At 34.0% G+C, this 22,851-nt stretch carries 18 protein-coding genes; 8 read left to right on the top strand and 10 right to left on the bottom strand.

From position 1 onward, the window contains the following. Positions 1 to 34: 34 nt before the first annotated feature. Entirely contained in the window at positions 35 to 1,075 is a 1,041-nt protein-coding gene (locus I600_RS12370; RefSeq protein WP_058104840.1) for an aldo/keto reductase, read from the bottom strand. A 70-nt stretch (positions 1,076 to 1,145) separates the two neighbouring features. Next, a complete protein-coding gene (locus tag I600_RS12365) occupies positions 1,146 to 1,910 on the bottom strand; it encodes an exodeoxyribonuclease III (protein WP_058104839.1) in 765 nt (254 codons plus the stop codon). Between the two features lie 127 nt (positions 1,911 to 2,037). Here I600_RS12365 and I600_RS12360 point away from each other — a divergent pair, with 127 nt between their 5' ends. Further along, positions 2,038 to 2,559, top strand: a complete 522-nt coding sequence (locus I600_RS12360) for a DUF3575 domain-containing protein (RefSeq protein ID WP_058104838.1) — start codon at positions 2,038 to 2,040, stop codon at positions 2,557 to 2,559. Positions 2,560 to 2,586: 27 nt separating this feature from the next. Continuing rightward, positions 2,587 to 4,677, top strand: a complete 2,091-nt coding sequence (locus I600_RS12355) for a TonB-dependent receptor family protein (RefSeq protein ID WP_058104837.1) — start codon at positions 2,587 to 2,589, stop codon at positions 4,675 to 4,677. 1 nt (position 4,678) lies between these two features. On the opposite strand, the gene I600_RS12350 is transcribed toward I600_RS12355, so the two are convergent. Further along, positions 4,679 to 6,223 (bottom strand): glycine--tRNA ligase, encoded by a 1,545-nt coding sequence (locus I600_RS12350; protein WP_058104836.1) that lies wholly within the window; start codon positions 6,221 to 6,223, stop codon positions 4,679 to 4,681. Positions 6,224 to 6,259: 36 nt separating this feature from the next. Beyond that, positions 6,260 to 7,159, bottom strand: coding sequence for a coiled-coil domain-containing protein (locus I600_RS12345; RefSeq protein ID WP_058104835.1), 900 nt, complete (start codon positions 7,157 to 7,159; stop codon positions 6,260 to 6,262). Positions 7,160 to 7,199: 40 nt separating this feature from the next. On the opposite strand from I600_RS12345, the gene I600_RS12340 reads away from it, so the two are divergent. Further along, on the top strand, positions 7,200 to 7,901 hold the full coding sequence (locus tag I600_RS12340) for a ComF family protein (protein WP_058105130.1): 702 nt from the start codon (positions 7,200 to 7,202) through the stop codon (positions 7,899 to 7,901). A gap of 51 nt (positions 7,902 to 7,952) precedes the next feature. Beyond that, positions 7,953 to 9,569: an Ig-like domain-containing protein gene (locus I600_RS12335; protein ID WP_058104834.1), complete on the top strand. Its 1,617-nt coding sequence runs from the start codon at positions 7,953 to 7,955 to the stop codon at positions 9,567 to 9,569. Here the strand turns inward: I600_RS12335 and I600_RS12330 are convergent. Both I600_RS12330 and I600_RS12325 read right to left on the bottom strand, forming a co-directional pair. Continuing rightward, positions 9,553 to 10,338 (bottom strand): amidohydrolase, encoded by a 786-nt coding sequence (locus I600_RS12330; RefSeq protein ID WP_058104833.1) that lies wholly within the window; start codon positions 10,336 to 10,338, stop codon positions 9,553 to 9,555. The genes I600_RS12335 and I600_RS12330 overlap by 17 nt on opposite strands. A 3-nt stretch (positions 10,339 to 10,341) precedes the next feature. Continuing rightward, positions 10,342 to 10,806: an ankyrin repeat domain-containing protein gene (locus tag I600_RS12325; RefSeq protein ID WP_058104832.1), complete on the bottom strand. Its 465-nt coding sequence runs from the start codon at positions 10,804 to 10,806 to the stop codon at positions 10,342 to 10,344. Between the two features lie 125 nt (positions 10,807 to 10,931). Here I600_RS12325 and I600_RS12320 point away from each other — a divergent pair, with 125 nt between their 5' ends. The 3 genes from I600_RS12320 to I600_RS12310 all read left to right on the top strand — a co-directional run bounded on the left by I600_RS12320 (position 10,932) and on the right by I600_RS12310 (position 14,111). Further along, the gene (locus tag I600_RS12320; protein ID WP_058104831.1) at positions 10,932 to 13,127 is read left to right on the top strand and encodes a PAS domain-containing sensor histidine kinase; all 2,196 of its coding nucleotides are present in this window, start codon (positions 10,932 to 10,934) and stop codon (positions 13,125 to 13,127) included. A 10-nt stretch (positions 13,128 to 13,137) separates the two neighbouring features. Beyond that, positions 13,138 to 13,545, top strand: a complete 408-nt coding sequence (locus I600_RS12315) for a response regulator (RefSeq protein ID WP_058104830.1) — start codon at positions 13,138 to 13,140, stop codon at positions 13,543 to 13,545. 158 nt (positions 13,546 to 13,703) lie between these two features. Beyond that, a complete protein-coding gene (locus tag I600_RS12310; protein ID WP_058104829.1) occupies positions 13,704 to 14,111 on the top strand; it encodes a response regulator in 408 nt (135 codons plus the stop codon). 2 nt (positions 14,112 to 14,113) lie between these two features. Here the strand turns inward: I600_RS12310 and I600_RS12305 are convergent, their stop codons facing one another. Both I600_RS12305 and I600_RS12300 read right to left on the bottom strand, forming a co-directional pair. Continuing rightward, positions 14,114 to 15,376, bottom strand: a complete 1,263-nt coding sequence (locus I600_RS12305) for a DUF5689 domain-containing protein (protein ID WP_245188883.1) — start codon at positions 15,374 to 15,376, stop codon at positions 14,114 to 14,116. Positions 15,377 to 15,494: 118 nt separating this feature from the next. Continuing rightward, entirely contained in the window at positions 15,495 to 18,236 is a 2,742-nt protein-coding gene (locus I600_RS12300; protein WP_058104827.1) for a TonB-dependent receptor, read from the bottom strand. A 107-nt stretch (positions 18,237 to 18,343) separates the two neighbouring features. Between I600_RS12300 and I600_RS12295 the strand changes: the two genes are divergently transcribed. Then, positions 18,344 to 19,387: an endonuclease/exonuclease/phosphatase family protein gene (locus tag I600_RS12295; RefSeq protein WP_058104826.1), complete on the top strand. Its 1,044-nt coding sequence runs from the start codon at positions 18,344 to 18,346 to the stop codon at positions 19,385 to 19,387. A 61-nt stretch (positions 19,388 to 19,448) separates the two neighbouring features. Here the strand turns inward: I600_RS12295 and I600_RS12290 are convergent, their stop codons facing one another. Both I600_RS12290 and I600_RS12285 read right to left on the bottom strand, forming a co-directional pair. Further along, entirely contained in the window at positions 19,449 to 19,889 is a 441-nt protein-coding gene (locus I600_RS12290; protein WP_058104825.1) for a hypothetical protein, read from the bottom strand. A gap of 92 nt (positions 19,890 to 19,981) precedes the next feature. Next, positions 19,982 to 22,684, bottom strand: coding sequence for a TonB-dependent receptor (locus tag I600_RS12285; protein WP_058104824.1), 2,703 nt, complete (start codon positions 22,682 to 22,684; stop codon positions 19,982 to 19,984). Positions 22,685 to 22,851: the final 167 nt, after the last annotated feature.

The raw sequence follows: 22,851 nt of genomic DNA, 5'->3' as shown, positions 1-22,851 counted from the left end.
AAAGCCGATTTTAAAGAATATTATATTGTTCATATTATGGAGCCGGATTTGGAATTGAACCGTGTATGGCTTCTATTTCTTTAAGAACATCATCAGAAAGAGTAACGTCTATACTGCCAATATTTTCTTCTAGCTGCCTTAAATTTGTTGCACCTATAATTGTACTGGTAACAAATGGTCTTGTATTCACAAAGGCCAATGCCATTTGCGCTAAAGTTAAACCGTTGGCCTGAGCAAGTTCATAATACTTTTTGGTAGCCTCAACAGCCGTATCTCCAATATATCTATTGTACTGGGGAAACAGGCTTAATCTTGACCCTTCCGGCATTCTATCACCCAAATATTTACCACTCAGAGCACCGAAACCCATTGGCGAATACGCCAATAGCCCAACTTGCTCTCTCATGGCTATTTCCGACATTCCCACTTCAAACAATCTGTTCAGTAAACTATAAGGGTTTTGTACCGTTATAGTTCTTGGCAAAGTAACATGTACCTTACTTTCTTCTAAAAAACGCATGGTTCCCCATGGCGTTTCATTTGACAAACCTACGTGCTTAATTTTCCCCTCACGAATTAAATCGCGCATGGTCTCCAAAACCTGATGAATATTATCTTCCCAATGGTCAGAAATATCATGTTTGTACCCCCTTTGTCCAAAGTAATTGGTATTTCTATCTGGCCAATGTAATTGATATAGGTCAATATAATCTGTTTGCAATCTAGTTAAACTACCTTCAACAGCTTCAATTATGGCCTCTCTGGTAAATCCTGTAGTACGAATGAACTTTGTCATTTCTGCTTTTCCGGCAATTTTAGACGCAAGTACAATATCTTCTCTGTTACCATTTTTTTTGAACCAATTACCTATGACCCTCTCGGTATCGGCATATCTATCTTTATGTGCAGGTACGGGATACAACTCTGCAGTATCCAAAAAATTAATTCCCTTATCCAGTGCATAATTTATTTGCTCATGACCTTCTTCTTCGGTATTCTGGTTTCCCCAGGTCATTGTACCTAAACAAATTTTACTTACTTCAATTTCAGTGTGCGGTAATTTGGTATAGATCATCCAACTCTTTTAATTGCTTTCGAGAATTACAAAACTACTAAATATATTAAGGGTGAACGCATCTATATGATCAACTATCTAACTCAATTAAAATTGGACAGTGATCACTATGTTTGGCTTCTGATAATATAACGGACCTCAACAACCTTTCTTTCAATGTAGAAGCCACCATGGCATAGTCTAAACGCCAACCTTTATTGTTGTTTCTGGCATTTGCCCTATAACTCCACCATGTATAATTATCTGGCTCAGAATTAAACTCCCTGAAACTATCTACAAAACCACTGTCTATAAAATCCCCTATCCATTCTCTCTCAACTGGTAAAAAACCAGAAACATTTTTAAGTCCTACAGGGTTATGAATATCCCTAGCTTCATGACATATATTATAATCTCCCAACACAATAAGATTAGGATTGGTTTTTTTAAGTCCATCAACATATTGTCTAAAATCTGCCATATACATCAACTTGTGCTCCAATCTTTCAATGTTGGTACCAGAAGGTAAATACATGCTCATAATTGATACTTCACCAAAATCCGCTCTAATATTTCTACCCTCAAAATCCATATACTCTATACCGGTACCAAATACTACAGCATCTGGTTTTGTTTTTGAAAGAATTGCCACTCCGCTATATCCTTTTTTTTGTGCACTATACCAATAATTATATTTATATCCCGCTTTTTCAAACAATGAAAGATCCAACTGCTCTTCATTTGCCTTTATTTCCTGCAGACAAACAACATCTGGCGAAACTGCAACCAACCAATCCAAAAAACCTTTTCTTATTGCCGCCCTAATACCATTTACATTGTAGGATATGATTTTCATGTATCTAAATTTTGACCTAAAAATAAAAAAGAGTTGTAGATTAAAGGTGTATACTTTCTTTTAAAATCATAATTTCACATTTTAAAAGTATCCTTACAAGTCTGTTTTATATTATAATCATCTATTCATGAACAAGTTCATTTTTACAACCCTTCTAATATTTGCAACAACATCTTCTTTTGCACAAGCATATTATAATGACGATAATAGCCATGAGGTTAAACTGAATATTGGTCAGTTTTTAATTACCACTACGGTTGAACTTGGCTATGAATATTATATTAATGAAGATACCAGTATAGGAGGAACAATATATTTTGATGGAAAATCAACTGATTACAATGGTAACTTTGGTATAGGACCCAACTTAAGAGCTTATTTTGGTTTTGAACCAAAAAGTGGCCTCTTTGCAGAGGTCTTTGGTTTATATTACACTGGAGATGACGATGTAGACACTCAAAATATAGGCACAAGAAATTATGACTATTCTACCATTGCACTTGGTCTGGGTGGTGGTTATAAATGGGCTACCAGAAGTCAAAAATTTACCATTGAATTAAACGGAGGTTTGGGCAGAAATATTAACCCAGAAGATTTCCAAGATGACTTTATGTTTAGAGCAGGATTATCTTTAGGTTTTAGGTTTTAATGGGTACTTTTGAGTTTTAATCTTTTTATGAAAAAAACTCTTTTTAGCCTTCTATTTATTCTTACAACCTTCTCAGTTCTTTTAGCACAGCTAACAACAGAAAATGATAGTATTACCCGTTTAAACGAAGTTATTGTAATTGACACCCTAACAGCTAAAAATGCTATTGGCATTGTGCCATCTCAAATTATAGGGGAAACTACATTTTCCAATTACAGCCCTGTTGACTTTATAAGTTCTTTAAATCAAGTGTCCGGTCTATATGCCCTCTCAGGTGCTTTAAACACCAATAGAATCACCATAAGGGGAGTTGGATCCAGAACCTTATACGGCACAGATAAATTAAGGTTATACTACAACAATATCCCGATTACAAATGGTACGGGTTCTTCCACAATAGAAGCTTTTGATTTAGAAAACCTGACCTCTGTTGAAGTAATTAAAGGACCTAAAGGAACGGGATTTGGAACCAACCTCGGTGGCGCAATAATATTGAACACAAAACAATTAAGCGACCAACCTACAAAGTTTACAAACAATACAACTATTGGTTCTTACGGACTTTTTAAAAACAGCTTAGGATTTACCCATGCAGAAGATAATTTCTATATGACATTTCAATACGGACATATGGAAGTTGAAGGATATCGTGAAAATAACAGATTTGAACGTGACGGATATTTATTAAACACCATCTTTAAACTTTCTAAAAAGAGTGAACTAGGATTATTAGTTAACCATATAGATTATTCTGCCCAAATAGCAAGCTCTATAAGTCAAGAAGATTTTAATGAAGACCCTACCCAAGCTGCATTTACATGGAAAGCATCACAAGGTTATGAAGACAACAATTATAGTCTTATAGGGTTATCGCACACTTACTACGCTAGCCCTAACCTTAAGAATACAACCAGTTTATTTTACACTTACTTGGATCATTACGAACCTGCTCCTTTCAATATTTTAGACGAATTCACCAACGGTTATGGTGTTAGGACATTATTTTCTGGGAACTTGGACATATCTGAAAACGCTCTCTTTTACACTTTAGGTGGTGAGCTTTACAAAGACGAATACAATTGGCAAACTTTTGAAAATCTATATCAGGAAAATGAAGGCAATGGAAGCCTTCAAGGAGATCAACAGTCAAAAAATAAAGAATTCAGAAACCAAATAAACATTTTCGCAACTGCCTCTTATTCAATTACACCCAAACTTACCACACAGTTAGGGCTGAATATCAACAAAACCCAATATGATTTTAGGGACTTGTTCAATACAGGGGAGCTAAATACCAGCGCAAATAGAAACTTTAAAGCCTTGTTGCTACCAAGTATAGATGTTAACTACGCATTTACACCTACCTACCAATTATATGGTAACATTAGTCGCGGATTTTCCAATCCTAGTTTAGAAGAAACGTTAACACCTGATGGAATAATCAATCCGGACATCGTACAAGAAACCGGCACAAACTATGAATTAGGCATAGAGCACAAGAGTGAAGATGACAGGAATAGATTTGAAATTGCCTTTTATATAATGCCGATAAACAATTTATTAGTAGCCAAACGTGTTGGCGACAATCAATATATTGGTAGAAATGCCGGGAAAACCAAACATCAAGGAATTGATCTTGACTGGAGTTACAGATTTAATGTCATCAATAAAATAACCATATCGCCATTTATCAGCTACACTTACAGCAATCATAAATTCTTAGACTTTATAGATGAAGAAGCAAATGAAGATTATTCAGATAATGCTTTAACAGGTGTACCAAAAAACAAAATCAATTCAGGGATACAAACCAATTTTGGTAATGGACTATTCTTTAATATTACGCATCAATATGTAGATGAAATTCCGTTGACGGACGCAAATACCTTGTATAGCGATTCTTTTAACTTATTGAACTTAAAACTAGGATACAAAAATCAAATATCAGAACAACTGAGAATAGGTTTAGATTTTGGCATCAATAATTTAACCGATACTAAATACGCACAATCAGTATTGATAAATGCTAGTGGATTTGGAGGAAATGCCCCAAGGTATTTCTACCCTGGGAACAATATCAATTACTATGGTGGCTTAAAATTAAACTACACCTTATAGACTATTCCATCTTTTTTAACCAGGTTTTCATGTCTACAGCATCATGAATAATACCGTTCAATGAAGATATGGCAACACGCTCTTGTTCCATAGAATCTCTATGCCTAATGGTAACCGTTTGATCCTCTAAAGTTTGATGATCTACTGTTATACAAAATGGAGTACCATTTGCATCTTGTCTTCTATAACGTCTACCTACCGCGTCTTTTTCATCATAGGTTACATTAAAGTCCCATTTAAGGTCATCTACAATTTTTTGTGCTACTTCTGGCAAACCATCTTTTTTGACCAATGGTAAAATTGCAGCTTTAACAGGTGCCAAAACAGCAGGTAATTTAAGAACAGTTCTAGTAGTATTATTTTCTAATTCTTCTTCCTGTAATGAATTTGAAAATACAGCCAAGAACATTCTGTCAAGACCAATAGAAGTTTCTAACACATAAGGAACGTAATTTTTATTAACCTCATGATCAAAATACTGCAATTTCTTGCCTGAGAATTTCTCATGACTGCCTAAATCAAAATCTGTTCTAGAGTGTATACCCTCAAGCTCTTTAAATCCGAAAGGAAAACGGAACTCTATATCTGAAGCTGCATCCGCATAATGAGCCAATTTCTCATGATCATGAAAACGGTAATTATCTTGCCCCATACCAAGAGATAAATGCCATTTCATTCTTTTTTCTTTCCAGGTTTCATACCATTCTTTCTGAGTGCCTGGCTGAATGAAAAATTGCATTTCCATCTGTTCAAATTCACGCATTCTAAAAATGAATTGTCTTGCGACTATTTCATTTCTAAACGCTTTACCGGTCTGAGCAATACCAAAAGGCAATTTCATACGACCCGATTTTTGAACATTCAAGAAATTAACAAAGATACCTTGGGCAGTTTCCGGTCTAAGAAATAGGTCCATAGCACTTTCTGCATTGGCTCCTAACTTTGTACCGAACATTAAATTGAATTGCTTTACATCTGTCCAGTTCTTTGACCCTGACATTGGACAAGCAATATCCAATTCTTCAATAAGAGCTTTAACATCGGCTAAATCTTCGGACTGCAAAGACCTACCCAATCTACTTAGAATTGTTTTTCCTTGCTCTTGATAATCAACAACGCGTTGATTAGTTTCCAAGAATTTTTCTTTATTGAAAGACTCTCCAAAGCGTTTTTCTGCTTTTTTGACTTCTTTTTCAATTTTAGCATCAATTTTAGCTACATAATCCTCAACTAAAACATCTGCTCTATATCTCTTTTTAGAATCTTTATTATCTATCAATGGATCATTAAAAGCATCTATATGTCCAGATGCTTTCCAAGTTAACGGATGCATAAAAATCGCAGCATCTAGCCCAACTATATTGTCATTGAGCTGTACCATGGCTTTCCACCAATAGTCACGTATATTTTTCTTAAGCTCTACACCGTTTTGACCATAATCATAAACAGCGCTTAAACCATCATAAATTTCACTAGATTGGAATACATAACCATATTCCTTTGCGTGAGATATTACACGCTTAAAATCATCTTCTTGCTTTGCCATTCTGTAAAAATAGAATATTACCTAAAAAAAAAATAGTTATTTCAATTGAAATTCTGAAGAAGTGATCAATCGTTCATCCTCGAAGACATTTAATGTATAATTACCCTCCATTAAAGAGCCTTCGGGTATGGTTATAGATTCACATAACGCCTGGTCTATACCTTGAAAAACAAACTCTACCCTCTTGCTATATACATTACCGTTTACTGTAATTGTATTGGCATTGTCTTCTATGATCTGTTTATTAGGATCTAAAAATTGTAAGTAGATAATTTTTTCATTCCCAGCTTCGCTTTCATCTGCCAATACAGTAACACAACCTCTTAATTTTTCTATGATTGAAGCCTTGTTTGTTTTGGTTGGCCTTGTACCTCTTATCAATCTAAAACCACTACCTTCAGCATTTGCCATTTTTAGGTAACTTTTGGTTTTTAGTTTTTGATTCAGCTCCAATATCTTTCTTCTCTGCAAAGCTTCTGCCTCTGCCAATGAATTACTGTTCGCCCTTAAGTTTTCAATTTGCTTGCGAGACTCATCATATTTATCTGTAAGCAACATGTTATTGTAACGAAGAAAATTGTTCTTTAAAATTAAACTATCATTCTTAGATTCTAGTCTACGTAGCTCTGTTTTGAATTCTCTTAATCTTTGCACCGTAAAATTTAATCTTCCCACAGAATCCAAAAGTTCTTGAACCTTGAATTTAGAGTCTTGCAACTCTATTTCATTCATTTCGCTCTTTGCGGACAAACGATCCACATCTGCTTTCATTATGGTAAGATCTCTTACCAAAATTGCTTTTTCCTGCTCTAAAAAGTCTATTTGGGCGTTAGACTGGGCGTAACTATAGTAGAATGCAATTAACAATGCTATAATTACGGCAGCAAATGCAGCAAGCATTATTTTATAATTGAATTTGTTATCTTGAGTGTCCATTTAAAAAGTGGGCTGTAGGTTAAGTAATCTGTAAGGTTTGATGCAAAACAGAATTTCAAATATACTAAAGGATGTTACCAACATACTCTTACCCATATCATGTTTTGGATGTAATGCACGATTATATAGAGGAGAGGTTCTTCTCTGTACATCTTGCCGACATCAATTACCGCTTACCGAGTATACTTTTAACGAAGAAAATGCCGTTGACCGTATTTTTTATGGACGAATTAACATAAAAAAAGCAAATTCATTCTTATTCTTTACCGAAATTGGAATTGTTAAAAACCTAATACATCTATTGAAATACAAAAACCAAGAGGGTATTGGCAGATTTTTAGGTGATTGGCATGGCCTAATCTTAAAAGAACAAGGAGATTTATTACAAATAGATTATGTAATTCCGGTACCGTTGCACCGTAAAAAATTAAAAAAACGGGGTTATAATCAAGTAGCACTTTTTGCCAAACAAATTGCTACTCATATTGGCGCTGATTATACTGACGACATGCTGATAAAAACGGCAAATACTAAAACACAGACAAAGAAAAACAGATTAAGCAGATGGTATGACAACAGATCTTTATACGAGATAAAAAATCATGAGCTTTTAATCAATAAAAATATATTATTGGTTGACGATGTAATTACAACGGGCGCAACCATGGAAATTTGTGCCAATACGTTTAAAGATATAGAAGGTATAAACATTTATGTCACAAGTATGGCAGTTGTTCATTAGAACTAGTTTTCTATAAAATATGTTGTTTCTTTGCGGTCGATAAATACACTAATGAGCAGAAAAATTTTAGGTTTCATATTTGTTTTCATCATCATATTGGTGTCCTACCAATGTGCGCAACGCGGAAACCCTACCGGAGGACCAAAAGATATTACAGCCCCTGAACTTACTAGGGCAGAACCGCCTAACATGACCACCAATTTCAAGGGTCAAAAAATTAGACTTTATTTTAATGAATTGGTGAAGTTGAAAGATATTCAAAAACAACTTATTATATCGCCTCCGTTAAAAAACTCACCGGTACTCTCCCCTATAGGTAATGCGAATAAATATGTAGAAATTACCATAAAAGATACCCTTGCCCCAAATACCACCTATACGTTAAATTTTGGTCAAGGTATTGTGGACAATAACGAAGAAAACCCTAAATCTTTTTTTACCTATGTTTTCTCAACTGGTGACTACATTGATTCATTAGAGCTTAAAGGAGTAGTAAAAGACGCTTTCAACAAAAAACCTGATGACTTTATTAGCGTAATGCTATACAAGATTGACACTAGTTATACTGACTCTACCATTTATAAGAGACCTCCAAACTACATTACCAATACACTTGATAGCGCTATTATTTTTAAGCTCAATAATTTAAAGGAAGGAAAGTATGCCTTATTTGGAGTAAAAGATGCTGCCAACAACAATCTATTTGATCAAAAAACAGATAAAATAGCGTTTGTAAAGGATACGATCAATTTACCTACAGATTCTATTTATTTACTAACGTTATTTAAGGAAATACCTGATTATAGTGTTGCAGTACCTACAATGGAAGCAAGTAATAAAATTAGTTTCGGGTATTATGGTGAAGGCTCTGATATTAGCATTAACACTTTAACGGAAATACCAGATACCGTTAAGACCATAATAACCAAAGAAAGGGATAAAGACACCTTAAATTTTTGGTTTACTCCTTACGAGATGGACTCCCTAATTTTTACTTTAACAAATGAAAAATTAAAGGTTAGAGACACTTTTAAAGTAAAGAGTAGAAAAGTAGTATTCGATTCTTTGAAAATTTCCATGAGCCAGAATGGTAATATAGAATTTGACAAACCTATTAGCCTTTTAAGTAATACGCCATTAATACGTTTTGATAGTACCAAAATAAAATTAATGGATAAAGACTCCATTGAAATTGCCGTTAATGTAAAACTGGACTCATTAAGAAATTTGTTGAACTTTGATTTTAAAATTGATCCAGATCAAAACTATAGAATGGAATTGATACCCGGGGCAGTTACAGATTTCTTTGAAACCACAAATGACTCTGTCGCATTTTCATTTAAAACAAAGAGTCTTGCCGATTATGGTAATCTAACCCTTAATTTAAACGGCAATTCAATTGTTTACCCCATAATTGTGCAGCTTACCAATGAAAAGGGCGAATTACAGCGAGAGATTTATGCTACAGAACCACAAGTTTATACTTTTGACAACTTAAACCCTGGCAAATATCAAGCCCGTGTTATTTTCGATTTAAACGGTAATGGCAAATGGGATACGGGAAATCTATTGAAAAAAATACAGCCAGAAAAAATTAGTTATTACCCTGCATTAATTGAGCTAAGGGCGAATTGGGAGAAAATTGAGACTTTTAATTTAATAGACTAAACCCATCTCTATCATCTAAAAACCTTAGCTTATTCTTGATTCTATCAACTTTGGATTTTTCAACTTTTACTATTTTGATTTCCTCTTCTTTAGTAAAAGCCTGAAGTTCACCTAATGGATCATAAATACTAGAGTGACCAGGGTATTGGTGCCCCAAACTATCAGTACCAATACGGTTAACCCCTATACAATACACCATATTCTCTATTGCTCTTGCTTTTAACAGCGCATCCCAAGCTGCAATTCGTTTACCCGGCCAATTTGCCGTATACAATAGCATATCAAAGTTTTGGGTATTTCTGCTCCAAACAGGAAAACGAAGATCATAACATATTAATGGACAAATGGAAAAACCCTTGTACTCAACAATCAACCTTTCGGTACCCGCTGAATATTTTTCATTTTCACCAGCCAATGTAAACGTGTGTCTTTTGTCATAAGACTCAAAATTACCCTCTGGTTTTACAAAGAAAAGCCTGTTGTAATAGCTGCTATCTTCCTCAAAAACAATACTTCCTACAATGGCACAATTTTTAATTGATGCCATTTCTTGCATCCAACGCACTGTTATTGAACCTTCTTCTTTTCTAATATTACTTGGAGACATGGTAAAGCCCGTTGAAAACATTTCTGGGAGGACTATAAGATCTACTTGCTCGGTAATTTGTTCAAATTTATCACTGAACATTTGTCTATTTGCAGCAGGGTTTTCCCAATGTAGCAATGATTGAACCAATGCGATTTTCAAACTATCTTTTTTATCCTCCATAAATTATTCCAGCATATCAACAAAGGCGGTCAATCCTTGTGTTTTAGCATGATCTAATGCAGTATTACCTCTATTGTCCTTAATTGTTTTATCTGCTCCATTGGCTATTAACAGTTTTGCAATCTCTAACCTATTAAATTGTGCAGCGTAAATAAGACATGTTGCGCCCATTGCATTGCGTCCATTCAATTCTGCTTTCTTCTCAATTAATAATTTTGCAATATCAGTAAAACCTTTAAAACAAACACCCATTAATGCCGTATTACCAGAAGCATCTACAGCATCTATTTTCGCTCCCTTTTCCAATAGCAACTTAGCTATCTCCATTTCATCATAATAAGTAGCCAATATTAAAGGCGTAGAACCTCTTGCATCTTTACTATTTACTAGTACCGGGTTTTTATCCAACATTGACCTCACCTCATTAATACTTCCTTCCCTTATGGCCTTAAAAAAAAACTCGTTCATAACTTTTAATTTTTTTCAATTCATTAAAACAATAGTTCATCAAAATTTGATGTAATTTCTTACTGAACAACTATTTTTTCCTACTTTAATGGAAATATGTACCTTTAAATCTAAATTAACATCTTTTGAAAACATTAGCCGTTGACTTTCTTGTAAAAGAGTCCCCCAATGCAATTGCTATCGTGGATACTAAGTTAAACTATATTAGCTATTCTAACCAATGGCTAAGTGATTTTAGTTTACATGAATCCAATTTGACCAATAAACATATTTTTGAAGTCACCCTAGAAACTCCCGAATCTTTTAAAGCAGCTCTTAAAAACGCTTTAAAGGGGGAAGAAAATATCAACGAAGAAGAGAGATTTGTTTTACCCAACGGTGAAATTAAATGGTTAAAATGGAAAATTCTACCCATTAAGAATGATGTAAGCAAGATTGACTGTGTAGTTATTTTTCTAGATGATATAACCATCTACAAGAAAGAAATAGAATTATTGCATAAGGCAGAAGACGTTGCCCGTATTGGTTGTTGGGAACTTGATCTTAAGAGCAGTATGGTTTATTGGACCAAAACAACTAAAGATATACATGAAGTAAGCGAAGATTTTGAACCTAACCTTGAAGACGGTATCAACTTTTACAAAAAAGGAATTCATAGAGAGAATATCACCAATTTAGTCAGCACCGCTATAGCTGAAGGCACACCCTTTGACACAGAGCTGATTATTATAACAGCTACAGGCAAAGAAGTTTGGGTCTGCGCAAAAGGTGAAGTGGAAATGCTAAATGGAAAGGCCGTAAAACTTGTAGGTACATTTCAAGATATTGATGAGCGCAAAAAAATGCAGTTGGCACATGAAGAAATAACGGAAAGACTTAAAATAACAACGGAAACTGCCCAAATTGGTTTATGGGATTATGATTTAATAAATAATAAATTAAGTTGGGACAAAGAGATGTACCGCATTTTTGATGTTAACGAAAATGAATTTTCTGGCGTATTTGAAGCTTGGTCCAATACTATTCACCCAGATGATAAAGAAAGGATATTAACGGCCACCCAAAAGGCTGTAGATGGCATTAAAGATTTTGATGAAGAATTTAGAATTACATTTAAAAATGGAACTGTAAGACACATTAAAGGTTTATCCAAGACCATTAAAGACATCAACGGGAAACCCATTAAGATGACAGGTGCAAATTGGGATATATCAGAGCTCAGAAGTGCCGAATTTAAACTTGCCAGAAGCGCAAAGTCATTTTCAGAGACTTTTGAACATTCATCAATTGGTATGGCATTAGTAGCTCCAGATGGAGGTTGGATCAAGGTAAACAACAGTCTTTGCAATAGTTTAGGATATTCTCCTGAAGATTTTTTAAAATTAACTTTTCAAGATATAACTCACCCAGATGATCTTAATAACGACCTTTCTCTTCTAAATGATGTAGTCAAAGGAAGAAGGGATAGTTACCAACTGGAAAAAAGATATATGCACAAGAATGGCAATATTATTTACGCCATTTTAACGGTAACCCCAGTTAGAAAAATAAATGGGGATATTTCCTATTTCATCTCTCAAGTATTGGACATTTCAAATAGAATCGAGAGTGAGAAAAAACTAAATACATTAGTAGAAGTAACTAAAAGCCAAAATGAAAGCTTAATGAATTTTGCACACATTGTGTCTCACAATTTACGTTCTCATTCTACTAATATGACGATGTTGACAAGATTTTTAAATGAAGAAAAAGATGAGGAAGAAAGGTTAAACCTTAACAGAATGATCACCAGTGCTTCTAAAAGTTTGTCTGAAACCATAACACATTTAAATGATGTGGTACAGGTTAAAACCGGTGCTTTGGAAAAACTACAAAGTATTAGCGTTCTTAATACCATTAACCATATTATCACTAGTATTAATGGTTTATTGGAAGAACAGGATACAACATTAAATATTGATGTTTCAAAAACGCACTTTGTAAACGCTGTACCCGCTTATCTAGAAAGTATTTTTTTAAATGTTCTTACGAACGCCCTAAAATATAGCTCTCCCAACCGAAAACCTTCTATAAAAATTAAATCACAAGTTAAAAACGAAAAAATATTAATCACCTTTATAGATAATGGTCAAGGTATAGACCTTAATAGACATGGAGATAAAATTTTTGGTATGTATAAAACTTTCCATAAGCACAGAGATGCAAAAGGCATAGGACTTTTTATTACCAAAAACCAAATTGAATCTATGAACGGTACTATAAATATTGAAAGTGTTGTAGACAAAGGTACAACCATGTTCATTGAACTGAACCAAGGATAATTAAGATATTATGAAAAAAGTTGAGTTATGCTGTATTATAGATGATGATCCTATATTTGTATACGGCACTAAAAGAATCATAAAAGAAGTAGATTTCGCAGAAAACGTTATAGTCTACTCCAATGGTCAAGACGCTATTGACGGTTTAAAGAAAACATGTTTGGCAGACGAACCTTTGCCAGATGTAATCTTTTTAGATTTAAATATGCCTGTTTTGAATGGATGGGAATTTTTAGATGAGTTTAAACTCTGTAAAAGTAAAAGATCAAAGAAAATCTTAATTTACATCATTAGTTCATCAGTAGACCCTAGAGACCTTGAAAGAGTAAAAGACTACGAACAAGTAGATACTTACATATTAAAACCAATTACGCCAGATGATCTTTCTAAAATTTTAGGTGCAACAGTGGAAAGCTAATTTGTACTAATTTATTTAAATTTAATTGTTAATAATTTGGGTGAACTTTAATTTCTCCAAAGAAAATTCACCCAGTTATTTACATAACTTAGTCATTAACAATTATTTATATTTAAAACCTTAAATCTAATATTAGATTTTTTATTGAACCATTTTAAATGAGCGTATTTTCAAGTTGTTGTATTATTGATGACGACGAGTTTTTCTCCGTAAGCACAAAGACCACTTTAAAGCACTATGATTTCTGTGATAATATCTTATACTACTCAGAAGGTCAAGAAGCTATTGATGGTTTGGTGGGCTTATTAGTGGAAAATATAACTTTGCCCGATGTTATTTTTTTAGATTTAAACATGCCAAATAGAGACGGCTGGTCGTTTTTAGAGGAATTTGAGGCACTACCAATGGATAAAATCGGCCATATCAAAATATATATTACCAGCTCTTTTATTAGCCCAAGTTTTATGGAAAAGGCCAAGAAATATAAATTAGTAAAAGATTACCTAGTTAAGCCCTTAACAGAAGACGCTATTAAAAAAATCATAGCCTCTAATGATAACGTTTAAATTTATCTTGCACCAGGTGTAAAATTCATTGGAGCATTTTGAGTTTCATTTATTGTGCCATTTAAACCAGTGTCATTATAAATTATCCATTCATTTGCATTAAAAACCGTATTACCCATTATAACTTCTTCTTTTCTTAGGGCTCTACCGTCTTCAAATTCATGATTGGTATTACTACCATCTTCACCTATAATACCAAATATATCTATTATACTTCCAAATGGATCCACAAGTACCATATTATCATCACCATTTGAATCTGCAGAAGAGTTGGTACCTCCCGCAAGATCCGGAGCAAAACCGTAAACGTTTTCAAACTCGTCTGCGTTTGGCGAGATAACCAGAAAATTGTTGCCTTCTATAGTTAAACCTGACAAGTCTGTTGTTGAGCTAACCTCCAAACTATTGTTCGTGTACCGTTGTAAAGTCCAACCTTTTAATGATAAACTTTCACTAGAGGAATTATAGAGTTCAATAAAACGGGCTCCAGAATTATTATCAGGATCGGCAATTTCCGATATGAGTAAAAATTCTGAAGTAAATTCATCAACAAAATCTTCACAACGGTCTTTGTCGAATTTTACATCATTTAAATCTCTAATTATAAGCTGAAACTCATTGTCATTATAAGTTAAAACCCCAGTTACCGACCCCATTCTATCCGAAAGTATTTCAGGTTGAAAATCTGCATAACCACTATTGTTCAAAGACAATTCATTATCATTGCAATCAATTAGGGTTCTTATGGTTTCCTCTTCTTCAATAGCAAATGGCTTCCCTAATTCATTTTCTTCAAATTCAACATCATCAATCATAATTAATGTATTGATCATCGTCATATTTAGATCTTGTATCGTTGTTTTTAAAGGCTGAATACCAAAATTATTATCACATGTAGTTAGAACGTGTTCAAAAACTTGATTTTTAGGTAATCTACCTACACTTCTATTCCCAAAAGAAGTAAATACACCACCTACTTTGTAAACACCATTAGATTCACCTAGATACAGGTTTTTTAATTTGATGACTATTTTTTGCCCTACATCAAAGAACAAATGTGAATCCCTTAATTCTAATTCAATTTGCAACCCATCTGTAGGCTCGGCAGGTTTATCTTGAAAATGTATTACATTAAAGAAATTACCTTTTTTATCTGAAGAAACTACATAGCCATATATTGCCAAATCTTCATGAATTTGAACAGTTTCCCCGGCATAAAGACTTATTAGATCGCTTATTTCAATAGTTTCAATTTGCGTATCCAAACAATGAGTATCAAGTATTTCAAAATTTCTATCTTTTACACAAGACATAATTACCAGCAAACAACTGCAACTTATTATTATAAAAAATCGGTGTTTAATAATCATCTATAACCCTTTATTAAAAACTAAAAGCAAAATTTAAAAAATAAGTTCTACCGAATCCGTACCAATATTTTGGCGCAAAAGACGGACTACCACTTAAATTATCTTGCTTTAACTGACCAAAATTTCCATTTCTACTTTGTTCATAACCACCAGTTCTAAAACTGGTGTCAAAAACATTGTTCACACTGGCAAAAACACTTACATATTTTCCATTTTTTAACCATGACTTGCCACCTACCAAGTTCAACAAATAAAAATCATCTAATGATTTTTGTTTTAATAGCTGTTGCACATTCTCGTCTGTTGCATCAGGAAACCTAACCTGTGTTTCTGGGTCTATTAGAAAACTTTGTGTTCTGGTAATCGTAGAAATATTTGCATAATTGTTAGCTAAATAATTAGCGGTCATAGCCACCCACCAATATTTTGGATCTCTATACTCAATACCTGCAGCCATTGCTTTTTGTGGACCTTGAGCCAATTTAAATCCTTTTATTTTTGACTGCCCCAGGAACTTTGTACCAGATATATCTATAAGGTCTTCCCTTGCCCCGGCCGTATCGAAATTAATAGTTACAAATGGGTCACTAGCATACAAATGCTTAGCGACAGATCCTACCAATGATAGTTTAACCGCACTTGATAATTGATACTCTAGACCTAATTCTACACCTAAATGTAATTTATCCAAATCTGTCAATACCTCTTGCACAAAATCTGATCCCAAGCCAGAATCAACAAAGAAAAAATTAACATCTGTAGTATTTTGAAAACGGGTATAAAAACCAGTTAACCTGCCAGTTAGTTTTGGTAAACGTAGAAAGTAGTTAGCATCTATACTTGTGATTTTTTCATTTTGAATATTAGGAACCGATTCATTACTTTCCCTAGGGTTTATAAAGACATTTTGAAGTACAGGTGCCTTATTTATATATGCTGCATTTGCCGCTACCCAGTGCCTACCGGTTATACTATAAGACGCACCACTTTTAAACGCCCAGTTGGAAAATCTGATTTTATCACTGTTACCTAAAGAGTTATTAATAAAGCGTTCATTTTTAAACAGACCTTCTCGTTGATAGTCAACAATAGTATACCTGCCAGAGATAAACGACCTCAAACTTTTGAATTCAGTATTTAACTGTATAAACCCATCTATTTCATTTCCCTTTACATTATAGTTGTAGTTGAAAATATCTCCATTATTCTTATTTAATGCTGAAAACAAATCGTTTTTAGTCTCAGAGAATACGTCTATATCGTTATGATATTCCGCTCCAAGCAAATCAAAAATTTGAGCATAATTTCTTGAATTGAGCGATCTGTATGTCAAGCCCATATCTAATTTAAAATGAGCGTTCAACTCCAAATTCGAAGTCATTCTAGCTGTTAATTGATCATCTTTGGTTACATCATCATAAAGAACATATGCGGCCTCACCGTTCTGACCTATACTAGTATTTGCTACATACAGCTTTTCCCAATCTAATTGTGGCTGACTTAAAAATCCATTTTTAGCCTCTATTGCACTTTCAAAATTAGCTCCTATGGGTGAATTCAAATAAAAACTAGGCAAATACCGATAGTATGTAGGATCTGGATTAGGAGCATTAAAGTACCCTAAACGGCTTCTTGTATACTGCCCAGTTTGATATGCTAATCCAGCATTTAAACGGAATTTTTCAGATTCGTGATGATAATTTAATAAGAACAACGGTTCCCTTATATGGCGGTCTCTTGAATTTCTAATTTTACCATCTTGATATCCCCAATATGGATTATATTTATTTCCTTTTAATTTAAATACTTCCTCCGTTATTGCAGAAGAGCGCCCCCTTCTATTAGATGCAACAATTGCCGTAGCGGAAAATGAATTTTTATCGTTTAAAAAATATTCCATTGTTCCATAAAGGGAATAAGAATCATATAGAGTACCATTAATATACCCTTGCTTTGCCCATCTTCTTGAACCGGATATTATAAATGCGAATTTCTCTTTCTCTACTCCAGAATTATAGGTAGCCATAAGTCTACCACTATAGGTTCTATTTGAAATAGAAGATGACAAACGAGTGCCCGCCCTTAATTTTGAAGGCCTTAAGTCTATATTGGTATTTCCCAATATTCCACCAAAGGTGACCTCTGAAGCTGTTAATCCATTAGAGTATTGTTGATTTCTAATTACGTCGTTTAGCCCGCCCCAATTATTCCATTGAGGTCTACCATCATACAATTTATTCATTGGCAGAGAATTAAGGTAAACCTCTCCATATTGAGAATCATAACCCCTTACCCTAAAAAACGCCTGACCAAAATCAAACGCCGCCCTATTAAGAAAAACATCTTTTGTGGATTGCAGAAGTGCAAGTGCATTAGAATTCACTTCTTCATCTAAAAGTTCGTCATCTGTAATTGTTATTAGGTTAATCGATTTTTCTAGAGTTATATCTCGAATTAAAAAAATATCACCTAAGTCAATATTTTCATCTTCTAAAATAACCGGAATACGCTTGATCGTATATTCTCCTGAAGAAATTTGCAGTATGTATTCTCCTTTGTTGGAAAATGACAGTGAGAATTTACCTGATGCATTGGTTACCATCATAGTATCTTCCCCTTCCAAAAACACAGATACATTGGTGAGCACCATCTTACTTTCATTATCTTTTACCACACCTTGAACCAAAAAAGTGTTTTGAGCCCTAAGCCCAATAATTATAAAAAACAGTAATAAGAATAATGTATGCTTAACCATTAGACAGCTTAATGCCTTATTTATAAGTCATTAAGATACTATTTAAGAAATAATTAACGTGAAAAATCCGTATACTCGTTGATATTTAACACCAAATACATTCAACAATGCGCTTTTTTCAGTCAATATTCTTTTTTCTAACCTTATTGTCATTTGCCCAAGAGCCAGATACATATCAAATAAGGACTATTGCATTTTATAATCTAGAAAATTTATTTGATACTAAAAATGATTCTTTAGTCTACGATGACGATAGAACCCCAGATGGCAAAGATCAGTGGACACCACTACGCTATACTCACAAGATAGAACACATGGCTAAGGTATTATCCGAAATAGGTTCAAAAGAAAACAAGACGGCGCCAGATATAATTGGAGTTTGCGAGGTAGAAAATTTAGGTGTTTTAGAAGATTTAGTTCATCACGAATTCTTATCGGCTTTTAACTACGGCATTGTACATTTTGATTCACCAGACGAACGTGGAATAGATGTAGCTTTACTTTATAAGAAAGATGCTTTTGTTCCGGTCAATTTTAATAGTCATAGGTTATTGTTATTTAAATTAGATGGCAAACGAGATTATACGAGAGATCAATTAATTATCGAAGGTATTCTGGATAATGAGCAAATTTACTTTATGGTAAACCATTGGCCTTCTAGAAGTGGTGGCGAAGCCAGAAGTAGACCTTTTAGATTGGAAGCGGCTAAATTGAACAAAAGAATTATTGATTCCGTCAGAAGATTTAATATTCATGCAAAAATTATAAGCATGGGCGATTTTAACGATGACCCTATTGACCCAAGTTTTAAAAAAGTACTGAAAGTTGAAAAAAACTCCAAAAAGCTGGATTCCACAAGCCTTTATGGACCTATGGAAAAGCTTTATAGAAAAGGAAGGGGCTCGCTGGCTTATAGGGACAAATGGAATTTGTTCGATCAGTTTTATATGACCTCTAGTTTAATCAATAATAATCCCAATGAGGGTTACAGATACTGGAAAACCGGCATATTTACTCCGCCTTACTTACTGGACCCTAAAGGAAGGTACAAGGGATATCCATTACGAACTTATGCCGGTGGTAGTTATATTGGAGGGTACAGTGACCATTTTCCAGTTTATCTCTACCTTATTAAAAAAGTAAATCCATAAAAAAAGAACCAAAATGAATCACATTTTGGTTCTTTAATCGTCAACGTATTACAGTCCAAATTTAATTAAACCATTGTCCCCAAGGAATTCTACTTAGTATGAATAACAACCCAATACCGTAGAAAATCGCAATACTTTTAAATTTCTTATTGCCTTCAACAAATTTCTTATGTCTAGACCAACCCACGGTAATTGATACTATTGCCAAAATATTGATAAAAGGATGCTCTACAGCTAACAAACGTGCTGCAGATGTTAAACCACCCATACCAAATTCTTGTATTGCACTTAATCCACTTGGTGAAACAAAATAGAGGATCAAACCTACCAATAATTGAATATGACATAGGATTAAGGCGAACAGACTTACTCTTAAGTCTTTACCCATATCAAATATTCTTTTTGATACAAGACCAGAGATTGCATTGACAACAGCCAATATTAATACGGCCAATGCTATATAAGCCAAGTAAGAATGAAGTATGTGAATAGTTTCGTACATAGTATATAATTTAAGTTTTAAATGTACTGAATTTTGAGCAAAAAAAACCCTGACTGCACAGTCAGGGTTTAATATTTAAGTAAGAAATAATCTTAGAAACTATAACGAGCACTTACGTTAAAAGTTCTACCAAATCCAAAGAATACTTTGTTATCAGTAGAAATTCCTCTAAATACATCATCTCCTTGTCCTGCAAATGTATTTGTCAACGATTCAGCTATATATTCTGTATCAAAAAGGTTGTTTACGTTAGCAGCAATACTAAGCTTGTTGCTTCCTCCTAAACCAAAAGTGTAATATGCACCTAAGTCAAAAAGTGTATAACTTGGTAAACGTAATGAACCTTGATTATCTGCTGAATCAAAATCTTCTGCATTTAAGAATGCATATAATCTTGAAGCATTGTAAAGATTAGCGCTAATCTTAAGATCCTCAATAGGTCTTACAATCATTTCTAAGTTTGTAGTAAATTGTGCGGCATCACCAACTTTTACACCATCTAGAAATAAAGTAACATCTGGGTCAATAACATTTCTATCATCATCAAGAGCTTGACCAGTTGCATTCCCAGCATACTCCCAATCACCTAAAGATATCATACCTCTAAACTGTACAACATCTGACGCACGGTAATCCGCTTCAATCTCAATACCCTTATGAACTTGTTCAACACCATTAATATTAGCATTACCCTCATCTCCTGTTGGAGTTTCAATGCCAATAGAAACAAATCTATCTTTCCAAGATGTTCTATATAAATTCACCTTTGCTCTGAAATCTCCAAGATTAAGACCATAACCCATTTCAAGACCTAAAATTTTCTCATTGGTTAAATCTGGGTTTAATTCGTTTACAAAATTAATGTAAACTGCATCGAACAATGGTTGTTTAGAATAGTATCCACCATTAAAAAATACGTTATTAGCTTCATTAATATTAAAATTAGCACCACCTTTAATGTTACCTCCTAAAATATTTTCCCAATCAGTTTCTTGTAAAGGATCAGAATCTAAATAGGTAAAATAATCGATTCTTTTAAATCCTTGATTAGAAATACCACCTTGAACAAAAGCAGAAACTACACCATCAGTATATTCAACTTGACCAAATGCACCGGCCCATCTTACAAGACCATCATTATAGTAATCAATCTTCTCTTCATCATCAATACTCTTAAATACATTCAAAATAGAAGAGAAATCAGAATCTACAACACCATTTTGACGTACAGTATGGTTAGGGTTATTAATGTCGTCATCATCAAAATAACCATCAGCTCCTAATAAATTATCCACTCTTCTGTAGTGAATACCTTTGTAGCTTCTTAAATCCAAACCTACATCATAACTCCATTTTTCGTTAATTTGAGTATTCAAATTAGCGATTACACCAAACCAGTTGTGAGAGTTGATAGAAGCTCTTCTTGCAAGACCATCACCAAAGCTTGTAGTGATATATTCGCCATCAGCATTAGGTGATAATTGATAATCGTTACCATCATAAAAAGTAACTGCCTCACCGCCATTAAAGCGTGAAATTAAATCATAATCAACTTGACCTGTTTCAGGAATTCTATATCTACTAGAACTAGCATAACCAAAACCCGGTCCTGCACCAATATCACCTGTTCCGCCACCACGACCAAAAGAAGCATAGGCAGATGTAGACAATGTGGATTTTTCAGAAGCTTTCCATTCCCACGTTAAAGAAGTAATAGGTTTGTGGTAGAAGTTTCTTCTCCAACCGAATTCCTCACCATTCAAAGTACCACCATTATAGTTGTATTTAGCACCGTACTCTAAATGATCTGCCAAAGTAGCAACATTAAAGAAACTTGATGTTCTCTGGTTATGTACTTGTGGAGCTCCAGTTAAAACAAACTGGAAATTATGTTTATCATTTGGCTCATAACCTAATCCAATAAAATAATTATAACCTTCAAATTCAGTTCCCTGAATATAACCATCACCTGAAGTTCTACCTAGTAATATAGAAGCTGCAAAACCTTTATCCGATTTCCCAGTATTGTAAGCAACGTTAGTTTTTAAATAACCATCGTTACCACCACCAAGTGTAACAGTACCACCTTCTTCTTTCTCGGTAGACTTTGTAATAACGTTTATTGTACCACCAACAGAAGAAATTGCCAACTTAGATGATCCTAAACCTCTTTGCACTTGCATAGCAGTAGTAACATCGCCTAAACCAGCCCAGTTACTCCAGTAAACAGCACCATTTTCCATATCGTTAACAGGAATACCATTAACCATTACCGCGGTGTTTCTAGAATCGAAACCTCTAACGTTAACTCTACCATCACCAAAACCACCACCTGTTTTGGTAGCGTAAATAGAAGGTGTAGACTTAAGTATTTCAGGTAATTCTTGAGAACCTAATTTTTCTTGTATTTCAGCTGCTCTAATTGTTGAAACAGCCACAGGAGTTTCCCTATCCTTAGCAATATCTAAAATTCCTGTTACAACAACACCCTCCAGCTCTTCAGCATTTGGTTCCAAAACAATTGAACCAATGTTACCTGTTGAAGTAAAGGCAACTTGTTTAGAATTAAAACCAATGTAAGAAACAACTAAGGTTCCAGACTCGGCACTTGCATTAATAGTAAAGTTTCCATCAAAATCAGTTGATGTTCCGTTAGTAGTACCTTTAACCATTACTGTAGCTCCTGGCAACGGAGTGTTTGTGTCGCCATCTAGTACAGTACCAGAAATAGATCCTTGTGAAAAAGCAGTTACGGTCATTAAAAATGCCGCTAATGCAAAATACATTTTTCTCATTTTTTCAAGTATTTGTTTAGTTTTTAACTTGCTGCAAAAGTCAAGTATTTTTAAAGTTCTAACGTTAAGACAACGTTAAATCAATACCTCAAAAATACCTAAAAACCATACACGATTTACTTGAAAATTAAATAGTTACCCTTTTTTGAAAATCTTTATTGTATTCT

The organism is Maribacter dokdonensis DSW-8 (assembly GCF_001447995.1).
Lineage (GTDB): Bacteria > Bacteroidota > Bacteroidia > Flavobacteriales > Flavobacteriaceae > Maribacter > Maribacter dokdonensis.
The sequence above is the reverse complement of the archived record's forward strand: the minus strand, read 5'-3'. Positions and strand labels throughout refer to the sequence as shown.

What these genes read in the sequence shown, in the direction of transcription:
- I600_RS12370 (WP_058104840.1), bottom strand. Translation starts at nt 1,075, where the DNA reads ATGATCTATACCAAATTACCGCACACTGAAATTGAAGTAAGTAAAATT.
- I600_RS12365 (WP_058104839.1), bottom strand. Translation starts at nt 1,910, where the DNA reads ATGAAAATCATATCCTACAATGTAAATGGTATTAGGGCGGCAATAAGA.
- I600_RS12360 (WP_058104838.1), top strand. Translation starts at nt 2,038, where the DNA reads ATGAACAAGTTCATTTTTACAACCCTTCTAATATTTGCAACAACATCT.
- I600_RS12355 (WP_058104837.1), top strand. Translation starts at nt 2,587, where the DNA reads ATGAAAAAAACTCTTTTTAGCCTTCTATTTATTCTTACAACCTTCTCA.
- I600_RS12350 (WP_058104836.1), bottom strand. Translation starts at nt 6,223, where the DNA reads ATGGCAAAGCAAGAAGATGATTTTAAGCGTGTAATATCTCACGCAAAG.
- I600_RS12345 (WP_058104835.1), bottom strand. Translation starts at nt 7,159, where the DNA reads ATGGACACTCAAGATAACAAATTCAATTATAAAATAATGCTTGCTGCA.
- I600_RS12340 (WP_058105130.1), top strand. Translation starts at nt 7,200, where the DNA reads ATGCAAAACAGAATTTCAAATATACTAAAGGATGTTACCAACATACTC.
- I600_RS12335 (WP_058104834.1), top strand. Translation starts at nt 7,953, where the DNA reads ATGAGCAGAAAAATTTTAGGTTTCATATTTGTTTTCATCATCATATTG.
- I600_RS12330 (WP_058104833.1), bottom strand. Translation starts at nt 10,338, where the DNA reads ATGGAGGATAAAAAAGATAGTTTGAAAATCGCATTGGTTCAATCATTG.
- I600_RS12325 (WP_058104832.1), bottom strand. Translation starts at nt 10,806, where the DNA reads ATGAACGAGTTTTTTTTTAAGGCCATAAGGGAAGGAAGTATTAATGAG.
- I600_RS12315 (WP_058104830.1), top strand. Translation starts at nt 13,138, where the DNA reads ATGAAAAAAGTTGAGTTATGCTGTATTATAGATGATGATCCTATATTT.
- I600_RS12310 (WP_058104829.1), top strand. Translation starts at nt 13,704, where the DNA reads ATGAGCGTATTTTCAAGTTGTTGTATTATTGATGACGACGAGTTTTTC.
- I600_RS12300 (WP_058104827.1), bottom strand. Translation starts at nt 18,236, where the DNA reads ATGGTTAAGCATACATTATTCTTATTACTGTTTTTTATAATTATTGGG.
- I600_RS12295 (WP_058104826.1), top strand. Translation starts at nt 18,344, where the DNA reads ATGCGCTTTTTTCAGTCAATATTCTTTTTTCTAACCTTATTGTCATTT.
- I600_RS12290 (WP_058104825.1), bottom strand. Translation starts at nt 19,889, where the DNA reads ATGTACGAAACTATTCACATACTTCATTCTTACTTGGCTTATATAGCA.
- I600_RS12285 (WP_058104824.1), bottom strand. Translation starts at nt 22,684, where the DNA reads ATGAGAAAAATGTATTTTGCATTAGCGGCATTTTTAATGACCGTAACT.